At 69.7% G+C, this 22,411-nt stretch carries 23 protein-coding genes; 8 read left to right on the forward strand and 15 right to left on the reverse strand.

Annotated elements, in window-relative coordinates; translation table 11 throughout:
• Nucleotides 1-86: 86 nt before the first annotated feature.
• The gene (locus tag ABZS69_RS04090; protein ID WP_355366116.1) at nucleotides 87-983 is read left to right on the forward strand and encodes a M23 family metallopeptidase; all 897 of its coding nucleotides are present in this window, start codon (nucleotides 87-89) and stop codon (nucleotides 981-983) included.
• Between the two features lie 59 nt (nucleotides 984-1,042).
• Here ABZS69_RS04090 and ABZS69_RS04095 read toward each other — a convergent pair whose 3' ends face one another.
• On the reverse strand, nucleotides 1,043-1,849 hold the full coding sequence (locus ABZS69_RS04095; protein WP_355366119.1) for an FKBP-type peptidyl-prolyl cis-trans isomerase: 807 nt from the start codon (nucleotides 1,847-1,849) through the stop codon (nucleotides 1,043-1,045).
• 114 nt (nucleotides 1,850-1,963) lie between these two features.
• On the opposite strand from ABZS69_RS04095, the gene ABZS69_RS04100 reads away from it, so the two are divergent.
• Together ABZS69_RS04100 and ABZS69_RS04105 are read left to right on the forward strand one after the other, a co-directional pair.
• Nucleotides 1,964-2,995: a DUF2293 domain-containing protein gene (locus ABZS69_RS04100; RefSeq protein WP_355366122.1), complete on the forward strand. Its 1,032-nt coding sequence runs from the start codon at nucleotides 1,964-1,966 to the stop codon at nucleotides 2,993-2,995.
• Nucleotides 2,992-3,372, forward strand: a complete 381-nt coding sequence (locus ABZS69_RS04105) for an MmcQ/YjbR family DNA-binding protein (protein ID WP_355366125.1) — start codon at nucleotides 2,992-2,994, stop codon at nucleotides 3,370-3,372. Before ABZS69_RS04100 ends, ABZS69_RS04105 begins: the two co-directional genes overlap by 4 nt.
• Here the strand turns inward: ABZS69_RS04105 and kynU are convergent.
• From kynU to ABZS69_RS04130, 5 genes are read right to left on the reverse strand one after another with little or no spacing between them, the layout of a single operon-like run.
• Nucleotides 3,365-4,561 carry a kynureninase gene (gene kynU / locus ABZS69_RS04110; protein ID WP_355366914.1) on the reverse strand — a complete coding sequence of 399 codons (1,197 nt, stop codon included), beginning with the start codon at nucleotides 4,559-4,561 and terminating at the stop codon, nucleotides 3,365-3,367. The genes ABZS69_RS04105 and kynU overlap by 8 nt on opposite strands.
• On the reverse strand, nucleotides 4,562-5,650 hold the full coding sequence (locus ABZS69_RS04115; protein ID WP_355366128.1) for an ABC transporter substrate-binding protein: 1,089 nt from the start codon (nucleotides 5,648-5,650) through the stop codon (nucleotides 4,562-4,564).
• Between the two features lie 29 nt (nucleotides 5,651-5,679).
• Complete coding sequence (locus ABZS69_RS04120; RefSeq protein ID WP_355366131.1) at nucleotides 5,680-6,111, reverse strand: RidA family protein; 432 nt, start codon at nucleotides 6,109-6,111, stop codon at nucleotides 5,680-5,682.
• The gene (locus ABZS69_RS04125; RefSeq protein ID WP_355366134.1) at nucleotides 6,108-6,905 is read right to left on the reverse strand and encodes a fumarylacetoacetate hydrolase family protein; all 798 of its coding nucleotides are present in this window, start codon (nucleotides 6,903-6,905) and stop codon (nucleotides 6,108-6,110) included. Before ABZS69_RS04125 ends, ABZS69_RS04120 begins: the two co-directional genes overlap by 4 nt.
• Nucleotides 6,898-8,307: an aldehyde dehydrogenase family protein gene (locus tag ABZS69_RS04130; protein ID WP_355366137.1), complete on the reverse strand. Its 1,410-nt coding sequence runs from the start codon at nucleotides 8,305-8,307 to the stop codon at nucleotides 6,898-6,900. The genes ABZS69_RS04125 and ABZS69_RS04130 overlap by 8 nt, the downstream gene beginning before the upstream one ends.
• Nucleotides 8,308-8,432: 125 nt before the next feature.
• Between ABZS69_RS04130 and ABZS69_RS04135 the strand changes: the two genes are divergently transcribed.
• The 3 genes from ABZS69_RS04135 to ABZS69_RS04145 all read left to right on the forward strand — a co-directional run bounded on the left by ABZS69_RS04135 (nucleotide 8,433) and on the right by ABZS69_RS04145 (nucleotide 10,634).
• Nucleotides 8,433-9,146, forward strand: coding sequence for a dienelactone hydrolase family protein (locus ABZS69_RS04135; RefSeq protein ID WP_355366140.1), 714 nt, complete (start codon nucleotides 8,433-8,435; stop codon nucleotides 9,144-9,146).
• Between the two features lie 40 nt (nucleotides 9,147-9,186).
• A complete protein-coding gene (locus tag ABZS69_RS04140; protein WP_355366143.1) occupies nucleotides 9,187-9,729 on the forward strand; it encodes a VanZ family protein in 543 nt (180 codons plus the stop codon).
• 152 nt (nucleotides 9,730-9,881) lie between these two features.
• Nucleotides 9,882-10,634 (forward strand): GntR family transcriptional regulator, encoded by a 753-nt coding sequence (locus ABZS69_RS04145; RefSeq protein ID WP_355366146.1) that lies wholly within the window; start codon nucleotides 9,882-9,884, stop codon nucleotides 10,632-10,634.
• 628 nt (nucleotides 10,635-11,262) lie between these two features.
• Here ABZS69_RS04145 and ABZS69_RS04150 read toward each other — a convergent pair.
• Nucleotides 11,263-12,234: a hypothetical protein gene (locus ABZS69_RS04150; RefSeq protein ID WP_355366149.1), complete on the reverse strand. Its 972-nt coding sequence runs from the start codon at nucleotides 12,232-12,234 to the stop codon at nucleotides 11,263-11,265.
• Between the two features lie 150 nt (nucleotides 12,235-12,384).
• Between ABZS69_RS04150 and ABZS69_RS04155 the strand changes: the two genes are divergently transcribed.
• A complete protein-coding gene (locus tag ABZS69_RS04155; RefSeq protein ID WP_355366152.1) occupies nucleotides 12,385-12,906 on the forward strand; it encodes a gamma carbonic anhydrase family protein in 522 nt (173 codons plus the stop codon).
• On the opposite strand, the gene ABZS69_RS04160 is transcribed toward ABZS69_RS04155, so the two are convergent.
• Nucleotides 12,878-13,780: a hypothetical protein gene (locus ABZS69_RS04160; protein ID WP_355366155.1), complete on the reverse strand. Its 903-nt coding sequence runs from the start codon at nucleotides 13,778-13,780 to the stop codon at nucleotides 12,878-12,880. The genes ABZS69_RS04155 and ABZS69_RS04160 overlap by 29 nt on opposite strands.
• A 53-nt stretch (nucleotides 13,781-13,833) precedes the next feature.
• On the opposite strand from ABZS69_RS04160, the gene ABZS69_RS04165 reads away from it, so the two are divergent.
• Nucleotides 13,834-15,159, forward strand: coding sequence for a hypothetical protein (locus tag ABZS69_RS04165; RefSeq protein ID WP_355366158.1), 1,326 nt, complete (start codon nucleotides 13,834-13,836; stop codon nucleotides 15,157-15,159).
• A gap of 482 nt (nucleotides 15,160-15,641) precedes the next feature.
• On the opposite strand, the gene ABZS69_RS04170 is transcribed toward ABZS69_RS04165, so the two are convergent.
• From ABZS69_RS04170 to ABZS69_RS04200, 7 genes are all read right to left on the reverse strand, one after another.
• Nucleotides 15,642-15,923, reverse strand: coding sequence for a metal-sensitive transcriptional regulator (locus tag ABZS69_RS04170; protein WP_138670633.1), 282 nt, complete (start codon nucleotides 15,921-15,923; stop codon nucleotides 15,642-15,644).
• A 42-nt stretch (nucleotides 15,924-15,965) separates the two neighbouring features.
• Complete coding sequence (locus tag ABZS69_RS04175; RefSeq protein ID WP_355366161.1) at nucleotides 15,966-17,033, reverse strand: glycosyltransferase; 1,068 nt, start codon at nucleotides 17,031-17,033, stop codon at nucleotides 15,966-15,968.
• Nucleotides 17,030-17,836: a hypothetical protein gene (locus ABZS69_RS04180; protein WP_355366917.1), complete on the reverse strand. Its 807-nt coding sequence runs from the start codon at nucleotides 17,834-17,836 to the stop codon at nucleotides 17,030-17,032. Before ABZS69_RS04180 ends, ABZS69_RS04175 begins: the two co-directional genes overlap by 4 nt.
• Before the next feature lie 148 nt (nucleotides 17,837-17,984).
• Nucleotides 17,985-20,090, reverse strand: a complete 2,106-nt coding sequence (locus ABZS69_RS04185; protein WP_355366164.1) for a (Fe-S)-binding protein — start codon at nucleotides 20,088-20,090, stop codon at nucleotides 17,985-17,987.
• Between the two features lie 138 nt (nucleotides 20,091-20,228).
• On the reverse strand, nucleotides 20,229-20,813 hold the full coding sequence (locus ABZS69_RS04190) for a TetR family transcriptional regulator (protein ID WP_355366167.1): 585 nt from the start codon (nucleotides 20,811-20,813) through the stop codon (nucleotides 20,229-20,231).
• Nucleotides 20,810-21,580 carry a class I SAM-dependent methyltransferase gene (locus ABZS69_RS04195; RefSeq protein WP_355366170.1) on the reverse strand — a complete coding sequence of 257 codons (771 nt, stop codon included), beginning with the start codon at nucleotides 21,578-21,580 and terminating at the stop codon, nucleotides 20,810-20,812. The genes ABZS69_RS04190 and ABZS69_RS04195 overlap by 4 nt, the downstream gene beginning before the upstream one ends.
• Nucleotides 21,577-22,386, reverse strand: a complete 810-nt coding sequence (locus tag ABZS69_RS04200) for a sugar phosphate isomerase/epimerase (protein WP_355366173.1) — start codon at nucleotides 22,384-22,386, stop codon at nucleotides 21,577-21,579. Before ABZS69_RS04200 ends, ABZS69_RS04195 begins: the two co-directional genes overlap by 4 nt.
• Nucleotides 22,387-22,411 lie beyond the last annotated feature (25 nt).

The following is a 22,411-nucleotide window of genomic DNA, read 5'->3' on the forward strand; positions in this document are numbered from 1 at the left end:
ACAACTTCCTGTATCGGTTCTGGACGATTCATGTGCGCTTTGTCCAGACCCTGGGTCTCAGAGATCCCACGGGAAAGGATCACCCCATGAAGCTCAGCGCAGCAATGGTCGCGGGCCTCGCCTTGTTACTCAGCCTCGGTACGACGTCAGTCGCCGCGGCCGACCCCGTGCCGGGGGCGGACGCGCAGATCCTGGCCACGAACTTCCAACTGCCCTTCCCCTGCAACCAGACCTGGACGGGCAACTCCAGCAACAGCAGCGCGCACCAGTCGTGGGAGATCGACTTCAACCGGGGCAGCACCGCGGACGCCGACCTCGGCGACACCGTGGTGGCGGCCGCGGCGGGAACCGTGGTGATCTCCGCGCACCAGGGCTCGACCAACGGTTACGGCAACCTCGTCAAGATCGACCACGGCGGCGGCTGGACCACCTACTACGCCCACCTGAACAGCCGTACGGTCAGCGAGGGCCAGGCGGTCTCGCAGGGCCAGCAGATCGGCACGGTCGGCAACACCAGCAAGCCGGGCAACAACATCAGCCCCCACCTGCACTACGAGGTGCGGCTGGGCACCGACTACCCGGCCAACATCCAGAAGGCCGTCTTCAACGGCGTCACGTTCGGGTATCCGCAGCAGTCGGTGACCTCGAAGAACTGCGGCAACCCGCACACCCCGACGGAGGTCTGCGGCTCGGGCTACGACGTGATCGACTCGGCCACGCTCGGCACGGACGGCGCCGTCTACCTGCTCTACAACTCATCCAACGGCAACAACTGCGTGACCACGCTGAAGTACAAGAACGTCGGCACGGCCACCGCCACGTCGGCCTACCTGGAGGTGGAGGGAAGTACGAGAAAGACCGACTCGGGCAACTTCGGTTACTACGCGGGACCGGTGGTCGCCTCGGCGGCCGGCAAGTGCGTGAAGTGGGGCGGCAAGGCCGGCTCCTCGACGTACGACAGCCCGTTCGAACACTGCGGCTGACAAGAGCAGAGGGGCCGGGGGAATAGTGAAGTCCACGGGATTCTCCCTCCCGGCCCCCCTCATACGGTAACCGTACCCAGTACATCTATCACGTAGAGTGACGGTTCGTCGCCGAACGAAGAAACCGCTATCCGGCTCCCGACCCGCTGGCCCACGAGCGCGTTCAGCCACCCGTCGGGCACGTCCCCTTCCTTCAGCGTGAACGCGCTCGGCCCGCCCCTCCGGTAGGACGAGTCCACGACCTTCCGCCCGGGCCATGACGCGGTCACGTACTGGACCACCACCTTCGAACCGGCCACGACGTCCTCGCCGGAGCCGTCGATGAGCGTGCGCGGCGGCGAGCCCGGCACGAGGTCCGCCGGGATCACCGGCAGGGTGCGGCCGACCAGCCGGGCGTCGGGCGGGTAGCCGCCCAGGATGTCGAAGACCAGCACCAGCGTGTCGGTGGGCGAGAGATCGGTCGGCGTGAGCGGCGCGTCCGGGCCGAGGGCCTCGCCCGCGGGGCTGACCAGCATGACCCGGCTGCCCGCCGGCCGGCCGATGAGCGACTGCCGCCAGGTCTCCGACACCTGCCTGCCGTCGAAGACGACCGAGGTGGGCTGGTGGCCGTCGTACGTGCTCAGGTACGGCTGGTTGCCCGACCAGCGCCGGATGTCCACGTCGGCGAGGACCACGTCACCCGGCAGCGTGCGCCGCCCGCTGCCCGTCGACAGCACGGTGATCCGCGGGGTGGGGCCCGGACTGCCCTTGGGAATGGCCACGACCGGCTTGGTCCCGAACGCGCCCGTGACGACGGGCTGCGTGCCCTCCTCAGCCAGGCCACATGAGGTGGCGAGCATGAGCACGGCCGGCAAGAACAGGCGCACGATATCCTCCATGGCCGCACGGCCGATGATCCGAACGTGTTACTTGCCGCAATGGGCAAAAGCAAAGCTGCCGGTCTCCCCATCTCACGACAAAGGCGCGGGAGACTGGTGCCCATGAGCAAGCCCAATCTGGCGCGGAGAGTCGCGGAGGCGGCCGAGGTCGCGCTGACCACGCGGAAGTACGTGACGTTCATCGACGTGGTGACGGGCCTGCGCTGGCTGCACTCCAGGCACGTGGACACCTGGCGGCAGGGCCGGGCCGCCACACTGGCCGAGCTCGCGGCAGTCGACGAGGACCGTCTGCGCACGACGGCCGCCCTGCTGAAGGAGTGGGCGCTGGCCAAGGGGCTCAGGCCGGTGGACTCCCCGTACGTGGCCGGCACCCGCGACCGCCGCGACCTGCGCTTCACCTCCGGGGACGGCCAGGAGCCGTTCCGCGTGCACTGGCTCGCGCCCGACCTCAGCGAGGCCAGGGTCCGCAAGCTGAGCGAGCCCAAGGTGCCCGACCTGGTGGCGGTGGCCCCGCTCACCGCCTGGACGTGCGCCTCCTGCGGCGACACCGGCCCCTACCTGATCGTGGAGGAGGACGAGTCGCACTGCCTGACCTGCGCGGACATGGACCATCTGGTGTTCCTGCCGGCCGGGAACGCCGCGCTCAGCCGCCGGGCCAAGCAGGAGAGCGGCCTGGCGGCGGTGGTCGTGCAGTTCAACCGGCGGCGCAAGGTCTACCAGCGCCTCGGCCTGCTGGTGGAGGAGGCCGCGCTGGCCGCCGCGGAGGAGCGGTGCCTGGCCGACGAGGAGGTGCGCGAGCGCCGCCGCGAGCGCGACCGCGTCCGCAGGGCCGAGCAGGACGTCGACTTCCAGGCCAGGATGGCGGCCGAGATCGCCCGGCTGTTCCCCGGCTGCCCCCGGGAGCGGGCCCGGGAGATCGCCGAGCACGCGGCCCAGCGCGGCAGCGGCCGGGTGGGCAGGACGGCGGCGGCCAAGGCGCTCGACGAGAACGCCATCACGCTGGCGGTCATCGCCTCCATCAGGCACCTCGACACCGACTACGACCGCCTGCTCATGTCCGGCGTTCCCAGGATGGAGGCCAGGGAGAGGATCAGGGGAGGCATCGAGCGCAAACTGGAGGAGTTCCGCGGATGAGCGACTGGCACGACGTACGGGAAGAGCTGCGCGCCTTCGCGCTCGGGCTGCCCGAGGCCCACGAGGAGCACCCGTGGGGCGAGACCGTCATCAAGGCGAACAAGAAGGTCTTCCTCTTCCTCGGCATCGAGGAGCAGACCGAGAAGTGGGACCCGATGTTCAGCGTGAAGCTGCTCTCGGAGGCCCACGGCCACGCGCTGACCGTCGAGGGGGCGGCGCCCACCGGCCACGGGCTCGGCAAGGCCGGGTGGGTGACCGTGCCGTTCCTGGCGGAGCTGCCCGAGACGGACGTGCTGCTCGACTGGGTGGAGGAGAGCTACCGGGCCGTCGCCCCGAAGCGGGCGGTCAGGCAACTGGACGAGAACCCGGTCAGGTGACCGCCAGGCGGGTGGCGTACCGCTCGTCCCGCCACAGCTCCTTGTCCAGCACTTCGAGCAGCGTGGTCGCGGCGTGGTGGACGTCGGCGTAGCCGATGTAGAGCGGCGCGAAGCCGAACCTGAGGATGTCCGGCGCCCGGAAGTCCCCGTGCACGCCCCGGTCGATCAGCGCCCGCATCACCGGGTAGCCGTCGGGGTGGCGGAAGCTCACCTGGCTGCCGCGGGCGGCGGCGTCGGCGGGCGAGGCCAGCTCCAGCGCGCCGCCGACCAGGTCCACGAAGAGCGAGGTCAAGGCCATGCTCTTGGCCCGGACCTGGTCCATCGGCACCCGCTCCCACACGTCGAGCGCCGCCTCCAGCGCCGCGAACGACAGCACGTGCGGGGTGCCCACCGAGAACCGCCTGACGCCCTCGGCCGGGCGGTAGCCGGGCTCGAACGCGAACGGCTCGGCGTGCCCGTGCCAGCCGGACAGCACGTTCTCGGCGGCGGCGTGGTGGCGCGGGTTGACGTAGAGGAAGGCGGGCGCGCCCGGCCCCGCGTTGAGGTACTTGTACGTGCATCCCACCGCGAAGTCGGCCCCCGAGACGTCCACGTCCATGGCGCCCACGCTGTGGCACACGTCCCAGACCATCAGCGCGCCGGCCTCGTGCACCCGGGCGGTGACCGACGGCACGTCATGGCGGGCCCCGGTGCGGTAGTCGACCTCCGACAGCAGCACCACAGCCGCGTCGTCGAAGCGCCCCTCGCTGAAGTCGCGCACCTCGTAGCCGCCGAGCAGCCCGGCCAGCCCCTGGACCATGTAGTGGTCGGTGGGGAAGTTCCGGAGGTCGGAGACGATCACCCGGCGGTCGGGGCGCAGCCGCAGCGCCGCCGCCACCGCCTGGAAGACCGCGATCGAGGTGGTGTTGCCCACCACGACCTGCCCGGGGCCCGCGCCGATCAGCGGGGCCAGCCGGTCGCCCGCGGTCAGCGGCTGCGCGTACCAGCCGGCCTGGTTCCAGCCTCCGACGAGCTGTTCGCCCCACTCGTCCTCGACCGTCTGCCGTACCCGCTCGGCGGTACGGCGGGGCAGCGCGCCGAGCGAGTTGCCGACGAGGTAGACGACCCCCTCCGGCAGCACGAACTCGTCCTTGAATCCCCGCAGCGGGTCGGTGGCGTCGAGGGCGAGGCACTGTTCGCGATCCACGATTCACTCCTGTTGCGGGGGGATGGTGGCGACTATCCGGTTCACGCCATTCTGGTACTCGCGGACGTACCAGTTCTGCACCGGGTCGTGGTTCGCGTCCAGCCGGAACAGCCCGCGCGGCCCGCCCAGCTCGCCCACTCCCGCCAGCCCTCCGTTCGCGGCCAGCCCCCGGTCGATGAGCCGCATGGCGTCCCAGCTCTGGAGCGCGACCGCGGACGGGTTGCGGCCGGTCTTGGCCCGCCACCGGGCCACGAACGCGGCGTTGTCCGGGTTGTCCAGCGCGGGCGAGTACATGCCGACCGTGGTGATGCCCTCGGCCTCCCTGCCGACGGCCCGCAGGACGTCCTCGTCCGTGAGGTTCTGGCAGCCCAGTAACGTGATCTTGGAGGCGTGCTGCCGGTACCCCTTCAGGAACTCGACCGCCTCGCCGCCGGCGTAGAACGCGTACAGGAGCTTCGTCCCGGGCGGGATCTGCGCGAAGTACGGCTCCAGGTCGGTGACCCTGCCGTAGGGCGTCAGGATGCGTTTGAGCGGCTGCGCGCCGTATCCCTCGGTGAAGCCCCTGAGCGTCTCGGCGCCCGCGGAGTAGTCGGAGGCCATGAGCACCACGCCCTCCTTGCCGTAGCGCTCGGCGGCGTACCGGCCGGCCGCGTAGCCGTGGGCGTGGTTGGTGTACGAGACGCGGTAGACGTCGGGCCCGCCCAGCGCGTCGGCGCCCGCGTTGGCGATCACCACGGGCGTGCGGCCCGCCACCTTGACCACCGACTCGGCGACGGGCGAGGCGATCAGCCCGGTGATCACGTCCACGCCCTCGTCCTCGATGAGCCGCCTGGCCTGCTTCTGGCCCTCCTCCGGGTTGCCCGCGTCATCGGCCACGACCAGCCTGGCCGGCCGTCCGGCCAGGCGTCCCGCGTGGTCGTCCAGGTAGAGGCGCATGGCGGCCTCCATGTCGTCGCCGAGCACGGCGTACACGCCGGTCTGCGAGATGATCGCGCCGACCTTGACCGGAGCCTCGCCCGCGGCCGAGGACGGCACCGCCCCGCCGCAACCGGCGGCCATCAGCACCACCAATCCCAGGACGGATGCGCGCATGGTTCACTCTGCGCGGGCCACGACGGGGATCATGGCCGCTCCTGCGGACGGTAGGCGACGGCCTGCATCTCGATGAGCAGGTGGGGGTGCGGGAGTTGGTGCACCGCGACTGTGGCCCGCGTGGGGCCCTCCTCGTCGAAGAACTCGGCGTAGACCTCGTTGTAGCCGTTGAAGTCGTTCATGTTGACCAGATAGGTGGTGATTTGTACGAGGTCGCCGAGCGAGCCTCCGGCGGCCTTGAGGATGTCGCCGACGTTCTCGATGACCGCCCTGGTCTGAGCGCGGATGTCCAGGTTCGCCGAGCCGTGCCTGTCCACTTCCACGCCCACGAAGGTGCCGTCGGTGCGCCGGCAGTTCGTGCCCGAGACGTACAGGAGGTCGCCTGCCCGCTTGACGTGCGGGAACCTGCCCCGGGGCGTGGCCTTGCCGGGCACCCGGAACCCTCTGGTGCTTTCGATCACTTCGAGAACACCGCCCGGACGGAGCCCAGTCCCTCGATGTGCGCCTCGAACACGTCCTCCGGGCCGACGGGCACGATCGGGCCGAGCGCGCCCGTCAGCACCACGTCTCCGGCGCGCAGCGCGTAGTCGGTGCGCCCGAGCCGGGTGGCGAGCCAGACGGCGGCGTTGAGCGGGTTGCCCATGACCAGCTCGCCGGAGCCGGTCGAGACCTCCTCGCCGCCCCGGGTCATCGTCATCCGGGCCGCCCGCAGGTCGAGCCCGGCCAGCGAGACCGGGGTGCTGCCCAGCACGAACGCGCCGGCCGAGGCGTTGTCCGCGACCGTGTCGGCCAGCGAGATGTCCCAGTCGGCGATCCGCGAGTCGGCGATCTCGATGGCGGGCAGCGCGAACTCCACGGCCCTGAGCACGTCGGCGGCCGTGAACGGCCCGCCGGCCAGGTCCTTGCCGAGCACCAGCGCGACCTCGGCCTCGGCCCGCGGCTGCAGGAACCCGTCCACGGGCACGGCGAGCCCGTCGCAGTGGGACATGTCCGCGAAGAGCATGCCGAAGTCCGGCTGGTCGATGCCGAACTGGCGCTGCAGCAGCAGGTTGGTCACGCCGACCTTCCTGCCGACCAGCCGCCGCCCCGCTTCGAGCGCCCGCCGGGTGTTGATCTCCTGAATGGCGTACGCCTCGGCCACCGTACTGACCAGGTCCCTGATCGGCGGACACGGTTTGCCGGAACTCGCGGCCTCGGTCAGCCGGTCGGCGACCTGGGACCGCATGTCCACGGCCTGGGACCATTCGTCATGCATCGGGCTGCTCCAGTCTGATGGTGATCGTGGTGGGTTGGGAGTAGAAGTCGAGTGACTGGACGCCGCCCTCCCTGCCGATGCCCGACAGCTTCACGCCGCCGAACGGGGTGCGCAGGTCCCGCAGATACCAGGTGTTCACCCAGACGAGACCCGCCTCCAGCCGCTGCGCCACCCTGTGGGCGCGGTCGAGGTTACCCGTCCAGAGCGTGGCGGCCAGGCCGTACTCGCTGCCGTTGGCCAGATCGACCGCCTCGGCCTCACTGTCGAAGGGGGCGACATGGCACACGGGGCCGAAGATCTCTTCCCTGTTGAACCTGGACCACTCCGATAAGCCTGCCACCACCGTCGGTTCTACGAAATATCCAGAATCGCGGTTGTCGCCGAACGCGGGGACGCCACCCCCTGTGAGCACCTTGGCTCCCTCCGAGCGGGCCAAGGCGTAGTAGGAGAGCACCTTCTCGCGGTGCTCCTTCGAGATCATGGGCTGCGGCTCGAACTCCTGCGCGCGGGCGGCCAGCCGGGCGCAGAACTCCTCGAAGATCGACCGCTGCACATAGACCCGCTCGGTGCACAGGCACACCTGGCCGCCGTTGGTGAAGACCGACTTCGCCGTGCCCTCGACCGCCCGGTCGAGCCGGCAGTCCTCGAAGACCAGCCCCGCGTTCTTGCCGCCCAGCTCGAACGAGATCGGTTTGACCCGCTCGGCCGCCGTGCTCATGATCGCGCTGCCGGTCCTGGTGGAGCCGGTGAACGTCACGGCGTCCACCCCCGGGTGCTCGACCAGGAGGTGGCCGGAGGGGCCGTACCCGAAGATGACGTTGACGACGCCCGCGGGCAACCCGGCGTCCGCGCAGATCTCGGCGAAGATCGCCGCAGAGCCCGGCGTGTGCTCCGACGGCTTGACCACCACGGTGTTGCCGGCGACGAGGGCGGGCGCGAGCTTCCAGGTCATCAGCAGGAACGGCAGGTTCCACGGGACGATCACCGCGACCACGCCGAGCGGCCGTCGCACGGTGTAGCTGAGCATCCCGGACAGGTGGAAGGCCTCGTCGGGGCGCTGGGCGGCGATCTCGGCGAAGGCGCGGAAGTTGGCGATGCCGCGCGGGACGTCGAGCGTGCGGGTCTGCTCGATCGGCTTGCCCGTGTCGGCGATCTCCGCGTCCACCAGGTCGTCGAAGCGGGACTCGATGCCCTCGGCCAGGCGGCGCATCCACCCCGCGCGCTCGCCGACGGGCATCGCCGCCCAGTCGCGGGCCGCCTCCCTGGCCGCGCGCACCGCGCGGTCCACGACTTCCGGGTCGGCCTCGTGCACCTGCCTGATCACCGCACCCGTCACGGGGTCGTGGACCGGGAACGCCTTACCCGCGCCCACCGGCTCGCCACCGATGAAATGGGTCAGCACAACACTCTCCTCTTCTCCCTCTGTATAGATCGCCGGGCGATCGGCGGACAACGGGTGCGTCGGGACCTTCCTGATCGCATCGTCTCCCCGGAACGCGGCCCGCGCCATGCGCGATGCTGTTGCACATGCGAACCAGAACCGATCAGGTCGCTGCCCACGACGGCAGCTTCGACGTCCGCCTGTGGTTTCCCGAGACCGGTACGGGCCCCGGCATCCTCCTCGTCCAGGAGATCTACGGGGTGGGGCCCTACATCGAGAAGGTCGCGCTGGACCTGGCCGCGCGCGGCTACGTGGTGGCCGCGCCGGACCTGTTCTGGCGCCTGCACCCCAACTGGCGGGCCGAGCACACCCCCGAGGGCACGGCGGCCGCGATCGAGCTGGCCGGCGGGTTCGACTTCGCGCAGGGGGTGGCCGACTGCGCGCTCACGGCGGCCCACCTGAGCGAGCTGCCCGAGGTGGCGGGCGGGGTCGGCACGGTCGGGTTCTGCCTGGGCGGCTCGATCGGCTACATGCTGGCCACGCAGGTGGAGCTGACCGCGGTCCTGTCCTTCTACGGCTCCGCCGTGCCCGACTCGACCGGGCTCATGGACCGCGTCACCGCGCCGCTCCTGCTGGTGTTCGGCGGCAGCGACCCGTACATCCCGCGGGACCGGGTGGCCGTCGTCGAGCGGGCCGCCGAGGGCAGGCCGAACGTGGTCATGCACGTCGAGGAGAAGGCCGGGCACGCCTTCCACAACAGCGAGGCCCCGATGTTCCACCACCCGGAGGCGGCCGCCCGCACCTGGGAGGTGGCGACGGCCTTCCTGTCCGAGCACCTGCCGGTGACCCTGTCCAGATAGACATCTTCCGGTACCCCGGATCGATCGTCATCATGGTCGGATGGCGCGGACGTGGGAATTGTGGGGAAACGTCATTATTGCTGGTACTTTTGCACTTCCGCTGGCCTTGCTAGCAATCTTGCTGCTCTCCCGCCACCGCGCCCACGCCGTCCACCCGGCGCCACTGCGCACAGCTATCGCAGATGTCGGCATAGTGGTCGGCACGGCTCCGTGGATCTGGATGACCCTCACCCCGTCGAACGGTCAGACCGGAGTCAGCCTCGTCCCGTTCAAAGATCTCATCGACCTGGTCAGCGCGCCGTGGGAGGCGGTGTTGGTGCAGGTCGGAGGCAATCTGCTGGTGTTCGCCGCACTGGGTGCGCTGCTCCCCGTACGCAGCCGCGCGATGTCCTCTCTCGCGCGCGTTGCGGCGGTGGCTGCCGCATTTTCGGTCATCGTCGAGATCCTCCAGCACGCCTTGCGACTAGGCCGTTTCTCCTCCGTCGACGATGTGCTCCTGAACACGGCAGGCGCTGTGATCTTCGCTTTGGTTACTCGCCGCTGGTGGGCCGATCGGGTACCGGCCGGGACCGTTCCACGATAACGGTCTGCTAAAACCCGCCGGAATTCACCACTTGGGCACGATCCGCTCAAAAGAAGGCCGCGACCAACCATTCTATCTGTGCGATCGTGGACAAGACGGGGCAAGTTCTCTGGAGACGCCACAGCCCAGTTGGTGACAGAGGGTGATCAAAGTTGTCTGAATCCCCGGTACCCCACGAGCCCCCTATCTATCGCCGCATCGCCGACGGCCTCCGCGCCCGGATCCTGTCCGGCGAACTGCGCGACGGGGACCGACTACCGGGCGAGAACGCGTTGATGGCCGAATACGCAATCGCACGAGCCACCGCCAGGCAGGCGCTTGCCGTACTGATCAACGAAGGGCTGGCGGTGCCCAAACGAGGTTCGGGGGTTTACGTGCGGCTGTTCAAACCGATCCGCAGGCACGGCTCACGTCGCCTGTCGAGAGAGCAGTGGGGTCAGGGCCGGGCCATCTGGGACGCCGACACGCGTGGCCGGCCTTTCACGGTCGACCTGGTGGAAGTGGTGTTGGAGCGAGCCAGCGAGGAGGTGGCGGGCGTCCTCGAGAGCGGCGAGGTATGGGTACGCCGCCGCCGCTACTCGGTCGACGCCAGGCCCGTGCAGCTGGCCACCTCGTATTTCCCCGCGCACCTGGTCGAAGGCAGCGCGATCACCCTCGCGGACACCGGACCCGGTGGCGTCTACGCCAGGCTGGGCGACCTCGGCGTCTCCCCGGCCCACTTCACCGAGGAGGTACGGGCCCGGATGCCCTCACCCCGCGAGATCACGCTGCTCGACCTGCCGGGGGGCACGCCGGTCATCGTGATCGCCAGGACCGCGTACACGTCGGGCGGGCTGCCCGTCGAGCTCAACGAGATGGTGCTCGACTCCGCCGCATACATACTCCAGTACGACTTCGATGCCTAGTTCAAGGCAAGGTGGACCTGTCCACCACGATCATTGACGTCTCTAGAGAAGTGCCGCATCGTCGAAGGAGATGGAAACCTCGCCTGGGGCCCGGGAAAGGCTGACAGCGATGTCCTTTGATCGGCACCTTGCCGAGATCGCCCGGGAATACCCCCAATGGACCATCTGGCGGAGCGACGCCGGCCGCTGGTGGGCCACGAGACACCATCCGCTCAGCGCGACGCAGCGTGACGCCGGATGTGCGATGACCATCGACGCGGACGACCCGGACGGCCTGCGCGGCCAGCTCCGGGACCAGGAGAGGCGGGCCGGTGGGCAGCACCCGCGGAGAGCCGGGCCCGCACCTCCATGACGCCGGCCGTGGCGCGTCCCACGGCCGGCGTCCAAGAGCAGCCCGGTGCCGTGTCCAGCGTCTCGGCGGCCCCGGCACCGGGCCACCAACAGGAGGGGCCACAGACGCGGAAGCCTCCGACCCAATCGGGGGCGGGGGCTTCCGCTCGGTGGACCGCCTGCACCTCCGGGCCGCGCGCCCCTTCCCCAGCGCGGTCAGGAGGCTTTCACCGCCCGCTCGGCTGTGGGGCGGTCCCAGCCGGGCGGGCACGCCTCCAGTCGTGCCCGCCTGGGTGGCCTACTTGCGCACCTCGGACAGCCGGACGATGTGGATGTCGGTGTCGTCGGAGACGCCGCCCTCCTCCAGGGGCTTCTCCTCCTCTTCCTCCTCCACGATGACCCGCACGTCCTCCTGCGGCGAGACCGGGGGCGAGACCGGGGGCGCTGCCGCGTCGGGCACCAGCGGCCCGGCCGCCGACTCGGTGCGCATGAGGTCGCCGAGCACGGAGCTGACCTCGGTCAGCCGCCGCACGACCTCCGTGTGCGTGTTGGTCAGATATTCGACCCGCCGCCCCGCCTGCTCGTCGAGCGCGGCGGTGCGCTGCTGCGCGGAGGTCAGCATCGACTCCGACTCGTTCCGCGCGCCGGTCACCAGCTGCTCGGCCTGCGTGTTGGCGGACTGCATGATCTGCTCGGACTCAGTCTGGGCCGCCGAGACCAGCCGCTCGGACTCGGCGCGCGAGTCGCGCAGCAGGTCGTCGGCCTCGGTGCGGGCCGCCGCGAGCTGCTCCTCCGCGTCCGCGCCCGCCTGGGCCAGCATCCGCTCCGCCGCCTGCGTGGCCTCGTTCACGCGCCGCTCCGCCTCCGACTGCGCGGAGGTGAGGATCTTGTCGGCGGTCTCGCGGGACGAGCCCAGCAGCCGGTCGGCCTCCGACTTGGCCGCGTCGCGCACGCTGGCGGCCTCGGCCTCGGCGTCCTCCCGCTTGGCCGCGGCCTCCTCCTCGCCGAGCCGCAGGATCTGGGCGAGCCTGGGGCTGAGATCGTCGTAGCTCTGCGGCGCCTCGACCATGCGCCGCCTGGCCTCCGCCAGCTCGATGCGGCCCTGCTCGGCCTGGTCGATCGCCCGGGCCAGCCGCTCTTCCAGATCCCTTACCTGGTTACGGGTCCGGATCATGTAGTCGTGAACCTGACGGCGGTTGTAGCCGCGCATCACGACCTCGAAGGTGTCCTCTTGCATCAGATCGGGAATGCTCTCGTGCTGGTTCATCATGGGGGTTACCTAAGGGTGGTTTGCGTGAGGCGGGGGAAAATTGCGGGTTGTGAGGGTCTGACGACGAGACGTCAGGAAACGACTTTCCTGCCATCTGCCCACGTCCGCAACCGGAACGCCACAGCCGGACGGGGAATTACGATGGCTCGGATGTACATCGCAGCGTTGGATAACGGGGCAGTCCCGGACATACACCGTGAGGCCTTCATAGCCCCCGGTGCCGTCGTGGTCGGCCGCGTGCGGGTGGGCCGGGCGTCCAGCATCTGGTACGGCTCCGTTCTCCGAGGGGACGACGAGCGGATCGAGATCGGCGAGGAGTGCAACGTACAGGATCTGTGCTGCTTGCACGCCGACCCGGGCGAGCCGGCGATCCTGGAGGACCGGGTCAGCCTGGGCCACAAAGCCATGGTCCACGGCGCCCACGTGGAGACCGGCGCGCTGATCGGCATCGGCGCGATCGTGCTGGGCGGCGCCCGCGTCGGCGCGGGCACCCTGGTGGCCGCCGGCGCGCTCGTCGGGCCGGGCAAGAAGATCCCGTCCGGCGTGCTGGTGGCCGGCGTTCCCGGAAAAATCGTACGCGAACTCACCGACGACGACAGGGCGTCCTTCGCCCGCACGCCGGACAACTACATGGCCAAGGCGCTCAGGCACCGGCAGGCGTCATCGCTTTGATCAGGACCTCGTCCGACACCGAGGCGGTGTTGAGCGCGTCGGCGTACTCGGGCAGCTCAGGTCGCAGGAAACGGACGAAGTCGACGGTCAGCTTCAGGTCGGGCACGCCCTTGACCAGCTTGGCGTTGGCCTTGGTCGCGTCCTTCTTGAGCAGGTTGTAGCTGTCCCAGTCGGTGTAGGCGGTGATGCCCCACTGGAGCACGTCGGGGAGGTTGGACGGCCAGCGCCGGCCGACCTTCCACTTGCCGCCGTCCTCCCGGTAGAGCGCGACGAAGACGCGGCCCACCCGGCCGAGCGCCAGATCCACCCAGCCGCTCTTGACGGCCAGCTCCTGGGGTTTGGAGCTGCCGTCCTGGGTGTACTTCACCTCGACCTGGCCGCTCTGGTCGGCCGTGCCGGTGGTGACCGACACCCAGTTGGGCTTGGCGTACGAGCCGGGCTGGCGGGCCATCAGGCCCCCGAGCGAGAACTTCCGCTTGGGCTGCCCGCCCTTCTTGCCCTCGACCTTGACCCTGGCGTACATGAGGACGTCGCCCGCCAGCTCCTGGTACACGAAGGGGCCGCGGAAGCCGTCGAACCAGGCCGAGGTCCTGGGCTCCAGATACAGCGAGCCCTTCGCGGTCTTGTCGACGTCGAGCTTGGCGATCCGGTCGACGTCCTTCTCCGTCTCGCTCAGCTTGGTCCACATGGACATGTCCGTCGCGTTCTGGAACTCCGTGGACGCCTCGCCCACCTCACCGCCGGGCTCCGGTGCCTTGGCCTTGGCCAGCGTGAGCACGCCGGCACCCGTCGGGGTCGGCTGTGCCGTCGTGGTCGTACCGCACGCGGAGAGCGCGCCGGCCACTGCCAGCACCCCCACTACCTTCGCCCTCATAACGGTCATTCTGCCGTGAAATGCCGATGGATGATTTGGCTGCTCCCAGTACGATGGCGCCCGTGCGACCCTGGGATGCGTTCACCTCCGCCGAGGCGGAGGTCCGAGCGATGGTCGCGGACCCGCGCTGGCAAGGGCTTTCCGTCCCCGACCGGGCCCACGTGCTGGCCGCCAGAATACTTGTGACCCCAGATGGCGACAGGTGGCTCTTCGGGGTCCACGCACGCTGGCACCTGCACGATCCGGCCGACGGCCGCTGGCATCTCGCGCCGCCGCCGAGGGGCACCCGGGTGCGCCAGGTGCAGCATCCCGCCGCGGTCCTGCCGGAGGACGTGATCCCGTACGGGCCCGACTTCCACGCCGAGCCCGGCTCCACCCAGGCGTTCATCGGCCCGGACGTCTCGGAGGACCTCACCGAGCGGCTCAGGGTGCTCCTGCGGGCCAGCGGGCTCAAGTCGGAGCTCGACTACCCGCTGACGGCCTTCGACGAGATCTTCGGCTCAGACGTGCCGAGCACGGTGGCGGCCGTCTGGGGCACGATCATGTGGTGCGCGTACGCGCCCGCGTTCGACGGCAACGAGCGGCTGATCACGGTGTTCGGCGAATACCTGCGCCGGCCGCTGCCCGGCGACGAGTGGGTGCGCTGGCTGCCCGCGCCGCCGCTGCTCGACCTCGCCACGCTCGTGACCGAGCGGCTGCGGGCCGGACAGCCGCGGGCCGCGCTCAGGCTCGCCGCCACCATGGCGGACGCGGCCCAGATCCTGATGTCCGACACCCGCTTCAGGCCACGGGCGCTCGCCCTGCTGACGATGGTCGAGCCCATGCTGCGCCGGCCGGGGCTCGACGACACCCACGCGGACGCCGAGGCCCTGCGCGCGGCTTGGCTGGAGCGGTGCCCGCGGCGGCTGTGCCGGGCCCTGCTGGTCGAGAACGACCCGGAGGCGGCCTTCTCGCACGCCGTCTACGACCTGGTGGAGGCGCTGGCTTTCATGCCCGACCCGCCCATGGCCGCCGCCACGTTCCTGGCCGACCTGTCGGACTCCAGGGGGCGGTTGCCGGCCCGGCTGGACCACCGGCTCCGGCGCGCGTACGAGGAGCTGGAGCGCGCCGGGCTGACCGGCACCTCGGCGAGCGAGTCGACCGAGCCGGACGGCTTCCCCGTACAGGGTCAGGTGCTGACCAAGCCCGCGGCGGCGCTGGAGGTCGCGCCGCCGGACCGGACGAGCACCGCGGCCGTGCTCGGGGCCGCGTACGCGACGGGGCTCGCGTGGGGCAGGCTGACGGGGGCCAGGGTGCCGGAGCGGGGGCTGGCCGGGCAGACGGCGCTCGTGCGCAGGCTCATCCACGAACGCGACGACAACCACACAGACCCCACCTAAACCACAAATATCGATATTTATCCCTTACTTCGCCTATATCGTTCTAACACTTGAGTAACAGGTCATTCTCCGAATTGTGATCTCGCAATCGGGAAATGATCCCGGCGGGGGCCCGTAGCGCGGAAAGGAATGACTCCGATGGGCCATGTCGCCAGAAGGGTCGCCGCCGTAACCTCGTAGAGGGTGTGGGCTGCGGAAGGAAGGACGACGCGGTGGGGCACGATGACCTGGACTCTCGGGTCCACGACCGTGTCGCGTTGGACGAGATTGCGCTCTACGCCGAGGTGCTCACGGCCGTGGCTGTCAGCGAGCGGCGGCTGACCTTGGACGAACTCGACGACGCGCTCGGATTGCGGACTTCGGCGAGCCGCTGAAGGATCAACTCGATTACTAGCCCCGGAGACCTAGTTAGAAGGTTTCCGGGGTTTCCCATAACTAGTTAATCCCTCGGTACGTCCTCCTTCAGAAGGAGGACCGCCGCACTATGAGCGGACGAGGCGCGCGATGGCCGCCGACGCCTCTTTGACCTTCGCGTCGGCCTCCGGCCCGCCACTGTTGATCGCGTCCGCCACGCAGTGGGAAATGTGCTCCTCCAGCAGCCCCAGCGCGACCGCCTGGAGCGCCCGCGTGGCCGCGGAGACCTGGGTGAGCACGTCGATGCAGTAGGCGTCGTCATCGACCATGCGCTGCAGGCCCCTGATCTGACCCTCGATCCGCCTGAGACGCGTCAGATACGCCTGCTTGTCTCCGCTGTACCCATGCATGCTTCTAAGGTACCCGTAACGGGTGGGGGGTGCCCTGGTCGCTCAGCGCAGGTCCCTGATGAGCTTCTCCCACTGCTCGGCCACCTCGTCGGGCGCGTGGCGGACCGCGGTGTCCAGCGCGCCCGCCGCGAGCGAGCGCCGCCGGCGCTCGTCGTCGATCAGCGCCAGCAGGGCCGCCGCGAACAGCTCCAGGTCACCCTCGGTCTCTGGCACCAGCACCCCGTTGTAGCCCGTCGCCACGAACTCCCTCGGCCCCCTGGCCCCCTCGAAGGCCACCACGGGCACCCCGCAGCCCATGGCCTCCAGCACCGCCATGCCGAGGTCGTCGCTGATCGCGGTGGTGGCCACGATCGACGCCTTGGCGAACTCGCCCGCCAGGTCGGGCGTCGTGCCCATGAAGTAGACGTGGTTGTGCAGGCTGAGCTCGCGCACCAGCGCGCGCAGCCGCCGCTCCTCCGGCCCACCGCCGTACAGGCGCAGCCGCCAGTCGGGGCGCTTGTCCACCACGATCGCGAACGCCCTGATCAGCCGGTCGTACGCCTTGACCGGCACCCACCGGCCGCCGGCGGCCACGATCCGGTTGTCCATCCGCGAGCGCGGCCACGGCCCCTTGGGCAGCGCGTCCAGCACAGAGGTCACACGGGGCCCGTCGGTGAGGAGCTTGCTCCACTCCTCCTCGGCCGACTCCGTGGCCGTCACGACGGCGTCCAGGCGCGGGTAGAAGCGTTTCACCGGCGCGGGGACGGCCGGCCGGCCCCACTCCCTGGCGATCTTCAGGGTCTCGCGCGGAGCGTGCCGCGCGGCCTGGACGCCGAGCCCCGGCCTCGTCGTGATCAGCACGTCGGACTTGAGGTTGCGCAGCAGCCGCCACAGCGCCACCTCCGCGCGGACCTGCCCGCGCGGGAACAGGTGCCGGACGCCCGGCCGGGCGTCGATCAGGCTGCGCATGGTCACCTTGGGCCCGACGGCGAAGAACGGCTTCTCCCTCTGCCGCCTGACGCTGATCACCTCGACGTCGTGCCGGTCGGACAGGGCGGTCGCGAGGTTCAGCGTGGCGTGCACGTCACCCCTCATCGCGTACGCGGAGGCGAGGAGCAGGCTGACCTTCATCCGCCGACCTCGATCCGCAGCTCGTCGTCGGCGGTGTAGCAGGGTCTGATGGGCACCCCGTCCACCGTGGCCGAGGGATAGTGCAGCCGGCGTCTCTTGCCGTCGACGTCGTCGAGCCGCGAGCCCAGCTTGAGCGGCGTGGGCACGCCCTCGACCTCCAGCGCGGGCTCCCAGGTGCCGGAGCTCGCCGCGGCGTCGTGGTCGGCGCCCACCACGTCCACGAGCGACACGGCGGCGTGGAAGCGCACGCCCTGCACGGTGGCGGTGGCCGAGAGCCGCGCGCTGGTCTGCCTGCGGTCCAGTCTCAGCACGGCCTCATGGCGGGAGTCGTCGTCCTCGAGCCCGGTGTACGCCAGCAGGCCCATCACCTCGAAGCGCCCCTCCCTGAACCAGATCGAGCGGACCTCGGCCACCGGCTCGGCATCGGAGATCTTCAGCGCCAGGAACCCGTTGCGCGTGCGGTACGAGCGGTAGGCGAGGGTCCGCTTGCACAGGGCGTACGCGTCGAGGTGGTCCAGCGAGAAGCCCGGATCGACGCTGCGCAGCCTGCTGCGCTTGCCGCCCGCCCCCCGCAGGTAGGCGTCCCAGCGTCCGGTCGTGAGCTCCAGCGGCGCGAGCGAGACCGCGACCGTGGCCTCGCGCGCCCGAGCGCCTGGCGTGCCGAGCCGCACGTCGCGTTCCACCCCCGTGGTGCGATGCCTGAGCACGAGTTCGGTGCCGTCTTCCAGTGGTGCGTCGATGGCGAGCCGGAGGGCGAGGATGTCGGCCAGAGTGACTTCGGCGTCCGTGACGACGACGCCCATCACGAGCCCCCTCCCCGTCGAATAGAGCCATGCGACGTTGAGGTTACCGTGATTTTCCCGTTATGTGGATGCTGGATTTCGCGCAGTTGACCTGCGTGACGTGCGAAACTCCTCCACAAGGGCTGTGGAGGAGTCCGACATCGCACGGTCAGGAAGCGCCCTTGACCGATTTGATCAACAGCTGGGCGACGTCCACGACTTCGAGCGATTCCTTGGCCTCGCCGTTGTTCTTCTTCTCGTTGATCGCGTCCCCGAGCATGACCATGCAGAACGGGCAGGCGGTCGAGACGGTGTCAGGATCGGTCGTCAGCGCCTCGTCCACCCGCTCGGTGTTGATGCGCTTGCCGATGCGCTCCTCCATCCACATGCGCGCGCCGCCGGCGCCGCAGCAGAACCCGCGGTCCTTGTGCCGGTGCATCTCCTGGGTCCGCACCCCCGGCACCTTGGACATGATGTCGCGGGGCTGGGAGTAGACCTTGTTGTGGCGGCCCAGGAAGCACGGGTCGTGGTAGGTGATCTTCTCCTCGATCGGGGTGATCGGGGTCAGCAGGCCCTCGTCCACGAGCTTCGACAGCAGCTGCGTGTGGTGCACCACCTCGTACGTGCCGCCGAGCTGCGGATATTCGTTGGCCAGGGTGTTGAAGCAGTGGGGGCAGGTGGCGACGATCTTCTTGACGCCGGCCTCGTTGAGGGTCTCGATGTTCTGCTGGGCCAGCATGTTGAACAGGTATTCCATGCCCAGGCGGCGGGCCGGGTCGCCGGTGCACGCCTCCATCGGGCCGAGCACGGCGAACTTCACGCCCGCGATGTGCAGCAGCTCCGCCACGGCCTTGGTGGTCTTCTTGGCCCGGTCTTCGAGCGCGCCCGCGCAGCCCACCCAGAACAGGTATTCGGCGTCCTCGGGCATCTTGTCCTCGACGAGCTCGACCTCAAAGTCGAGCTCCTCGATCCAGTCGGCCCGCTTCATCTCGGACATGCCCCACGGGTTGCCCTTGTTCTCCAGGTTCTTCACCATCACCCCCGCCTCGGACGGGAACGACGACTCCACCATCACCTGGTAGCGGCGCATGTCGAGGATGTGGTCGATGTGCTCGATGTCCACCGGGCACTGCTCGACGCAGGCGCCGCAGTTGGTGCAGGACCACAGCACATCGGGGTGGATCACGCCGTCCTCGCCGACCAGCGGCTTGTCCAGCAGCGCGAGCACGTCGGTGTCCTTGTGCTCGACGCCCTGCTGGGCGGCCAGCAGGTACGGGGCCACCTTGAAGGCGTGGTCGCGCTGGTCGAGGATGAGCATCTTCGGCGAGAGCGGCTTGTCGGTGTTCCACGCCGGGCACTGCGACTGGCAGCGGCCGCACTCCGTACAGGAGTAGAAGTCCAGGAAGCCCTTCCACGTGGTGTCGGCGATCTTGCCGCGACCGAGCTTCTCCGGGTCGAGGTCCTCGTCCTCGAAGTCGACGGCCTTGCCCGCCACCCGCATCTCCGGCGCGCCGCCCAGGCCGTCGGGACGGCGCGAGAAGAGCACGTTGAGGGGCGCGGTGAAGATGTGCAGGTGCTTGGAGTTCACCACGATGACCAGGAACACCAGCATGAAGCCGATGTGCAGCAGCAGCGCGATCTCCTCCAGCAGCGGGCTGTCCGGCAGCACGTCGCCGAGCGCGAGCGAGACGAACGCGCCGGAGGAGTAGGGGAAGTTGCCGTTGGCCGCCGAGGCGCCCCTGGCCAGGAAGAGCGTCCAGATGATGTTGAAGATCATGAACAGGACGAGCCACGCGCCGCCGAGGTGGGATCCGGAGAAGCGCGAGCTCCGGCCGAGCTTGTCGGGCGAGTTCTTGATCCGGATGACCGCGAAGGCGATCAGGCCGAGCACGCAGGCGACCGCGATGAAGTCCTGCAGGAAGCCGAGCACGCCCCAGGTGCCGATCAGCGGGATGTGGAAGTCGGGCGTGCCGGTGATCGCGCCCTGGATGATCGCGCCGTACGCCTCGATGTAGACGGTCAGCAGGATGAAGAACGCCCACATGACGAAGAAGTGCGCGACCCCGGACGGCGTCCACTTCAGCAGCTTCTTCTGCCCGAACACCTCGACCAGCTGCGCCTTGACCTCGTCGGCCGCATGGGTCTTGGCGTACTCGATCCGCTCCGGCGCGGGCGGCCCCACGGTCGCCAGCTTGAACAGGAACAGCGCCCTGCGGCCGGCGACGGCCACCGCGAGGACGGTCATCACGAGCCCGATGATGGCTACCCAGAGCACAGGGTCCTCCCACAGACGACGTTGGCTGTCAGCGTACGGTCACCCGTCCCACAAACCGTTACCCGGATCCTACCCGCGAGTAACATTTCCGGCGTACGCGACATACCCTATGGTCATCGCTCTGTGCAGAACAATGCTCTAGCCAGTGAAGTACCTCTGGACGGTCGGCGCGAGCAAGGCCACGAGCTCGTCGTGACCGGCGCTCGCCATCGGCTCCAGCTTGATCACGTAACGGGCCATGACCATGCCGAACATCTGGGCGAACGCCGCCTCGACCCGCAGGTACGGCACCTCCAGCCGGTCGGCCACCTGGAAGAGCAGCGCGTTCGTGAAGAACTCGCGGACCATCGTGACCGCCTGCTCGTTCGTCATGGCCGAGCGGATCAGCGCCAGCATCGGCTCGCGCGTCTCCGGCGAGGCGGTGACCTGGAGCAGCATGCGTACGAGCCGCTCGCCGACCTCCTCGCGCGGGCCGTTGACCAGCACCAGGACGATGTTCTCCGGCGAGAACGGCAGCCGCATGGCCGCCGCGAACATGCCCTCCTTCGTCTCGAAGTAGTGGTGCACGAGGGCGGGGTCGACCTTGGCCTCGCGGGCGATGCCGCGCACGGTGGCCTTGTCGAACCCCTTCTCCGCGAACACCTTCCTGGCCGCGGCCAGGATCTCCCCCCGAGTATCGGCCGCCCCCGGCCGCCGCCCAGGGCGTTTCCTGTCGACCGTCACCGGCCCACCGCCAGGTAGACGCGCAAGGGGACGGAGAGCACGCCTTCGGGGAACTCCTTGCGCAGCTCGACGCGCTGCCGCTCGACCAGCTCGTCGGCGACGTGCGGCGGCAGGGCCGCCATGTAGGAGTGGGAGCGCAGGTCGAGCAGGAAGTCCTCGATGCCGACCAGCCGGGTCCAGGGGATCCAGCGCTCCTCGACCACCTCGAAGGCCGAGGCGATGGGCGGCGCCGACCACTGCTCGACCGCCGGGCCGTAGTAGGAGGGCACCGCCTCCGCCAGCCGGGCCTCGTAGGCGGCCAGCCAGTCGGCCTGCGCCGCGTGGTTGAAGTTCCAGCAGCCCACGATGGCCCCCTCGGGCCGCAGCACCCGCCTGGCCTCAGCGATCGACACCACGGGGTCGAGCCAGTGCCACGACTGCGCGTACGTCACCAGGTCGGCCACGCCGTCGCCCAGCGGCAGCGCGTTGCCGTCGCCCAGCAGGGCCGCGACGCGGGGCGTTCCGCCCTCCGACCGGGAGACCAGGCGGGCCAGCATCTCCGCGCCCGGGTCGACCGCGATGACGTGGGAGCCGCGCGCCCTGAGCGCGCGCGTCATGATGCCGGTGCCCGCGCCGACGTCCACCGTGGTCGCGCCGTCGAGGTCGACGCCGGACACCTCGGTCAGCGCGCGGTACAGCTCGTCGGGATAGTGGGGCCGGCCCGCGTCGTACGCGTCGGCCACCCGATCGAAGATCCTGCCCAGTCCTTTGATGGGTCCTCTGTTCATGAGTTCGCCGCCAGGTGCAACCGGGCGAACGCCAGCCCCTCCGCCAGATCGTCGATCCGCTCGGTGCGGCTGGCCGCCTTGCGGGTGTTGACCTCCAGCACCACCAGCCCCGAGTAGCCGGTGCCAGCCAGGCGCTCCAGCATCTGGGCGCACGGCTGGTTGCCCCTGCCGGGCACGAGGTGCTCGTCCTTGTTGGTCACCCCGAGGCCGTCGGCCAGGTGGAGGTGGGCCAGCCGGTCGCCGAGCTTGACGGCCATCTCCATGGCGTCGGAGCCGGACACGGCCGTGTGCGACAGGTCGAGCGTGACCTGCGGGAAGTCGTAGTCGATCGGGTTCCAGTCGGGCGAGTAGGGCACCACGTCGTTGCCCCTGGCCTTCAGGGGGAACATGTTCTCGACCGCGAACGTCACGTCCGTCTCGTCACGCATCCTGGCCAGCCCCGTCTCGAACTCGCGGGCGTACTCGCGCTGCCAGCGGAACGGCGGGTGGACCACGACCGTCGAGGCGCCCAGCCGCTCGGCGGCCTTCTGCGCCTTGACCAGTTTGGCCCAGGGGTCGCGGCCCCAGACGCGCTGGGTGACCAGCAGGCAAGGGGCGTGGATCGCCAGGACGGGCACATGGTAGTGCTCGGAGAGCCGCTCGATCACGTCGATGTCCTGGCTCACGGGGTCGGCGCCCACCATGATCTCGACACCGTCGTAACCCAGGCGCGCGGCCAGCTCGAACGCGTCGGGAGTACGTTCCGGATATACCGAAGCAGTGGACAATGCGATCTTCGCATTGGGCACGCGGATGACATCAGCCACGCTGCCAGCCTAAGCCGGTGGAGCC

It is taken from the genome of Nonomuraea sp. NPDC005650 (genome assembly GCF_040605375.1).
Classification (GTDB): Bacteria; Actinomycetota; Actinomycetes; order Streptosporangiales; family Streptosporangiaceae; genus Nonomuraea.

Bases quoted from the DNA above. Each gene is read 5' to 3' on its own strand.
- ABZS69_RS04090 (WP_355366116.1), top strand. From the start codon at position 87: ATGAAGCTCAGCGCAGCAATGGTCGCGGGCCTCGCCTTGTTACTCAGC.
- ABZS69_RS04100 (WP_355366122.1), top strand. From the start codon at position 1,964: ATGAGCAAGCCCAATCTGGCGCGGAGAGTCGCGGAGGCGGCCGAGGTC.
- ABZS69_RS04105 (WP_355366125.1), top strand. From the start codon at position 2,992: ATGAGCGACTGGCACGACGTACGGGAAGAGCTGCGCGCCTTCGCGCTC.
- ABZS69_RS04115 (WP_355366128.1), bottom strand. From the start codon at position 5,650: ATGCGCGCATCCGTCCTGGGATTGGTGGTGCTGATGGCCGCCGGTTGC.
- ABZS69_RS04125 (WP_355366134.1), bottom strand. From the start codon at position 6,905: ATGCATGACGAATGGTCCCAGGCCGTGGACATGCGGTCCCAGGTCGCC.
- ABZS69_RS04135 (WP_355366140.1), top strand. From the start codon at position 8,433: ATGCGAACCAGAACCGATCAGGTCGCTGCCCACGACGGCAGCTTCGAC.
- ABZS69_RS04140 (WP_355366143.1), top strand. From the start codon at position 9,187: ATGGCGCGGACGTGGGAATTGTGGGGAAACGTCATTATTGCTGGTACT.
- ABZS69_RS04150 (WP_355366149.1), bottom strand. From the start codon at position 12,234: ATGATGAACCAGCACGAGAGCATTCCCGATCTGATGCAAGAGGACACC.
- ABZS69_RS04155 (WP_355366152.1), top strand. From the start codon at position 12,385: ATGTACATCGCAGCGTTGGATAACGGGGCAGTCCCGGACATACACCGT.
- ABZS69_RS04160 (WP_355366155.1), bottom strand. From the start codon at position 13,780: ATGAGGGCGAAGGTAGTGGGGGTGCTGGCAGTGGCCGGCGCGCTCTCC.
- ABZS69_RS04165 (WP_355366158.1), top strand. From the start codon at position 13,834: ATGGCGCCCGTGCGACCCTGGGATGCGTTCACCTCCGCCGAGGCGGAG.
- ABZS69_RS04170 (WP_138670633.1), bottom strand. From the start codon at position 15,923: ATGCATGGGTACAGCGGAGACAAGCAGGCGTATCTGACGCGTCTCAGG.
- ABZS69_RS04175 (WP_355366161.1), bottom strand. From the start codon at position 17,033: ATGAAGGTCAGCCTGCTCCTCGCCTCCGCGTACGCGATGAGGGGTGAC.
- ABZS69_RS04180 (WP_355366917.1), bottom strand. From the start codon at position 17,836: ATGGGCGTCGTCGTCACGGACGCCGAAGTCACTCTGGCCGACATCCTC.
- ABZS69_RS04195 (WP_355366170.1), bottom strand. From the start codon at position 21,580: ATGAACAGAGGACCCATCAAAGGACTGGGCAGGATCTTCGATCGGGTG.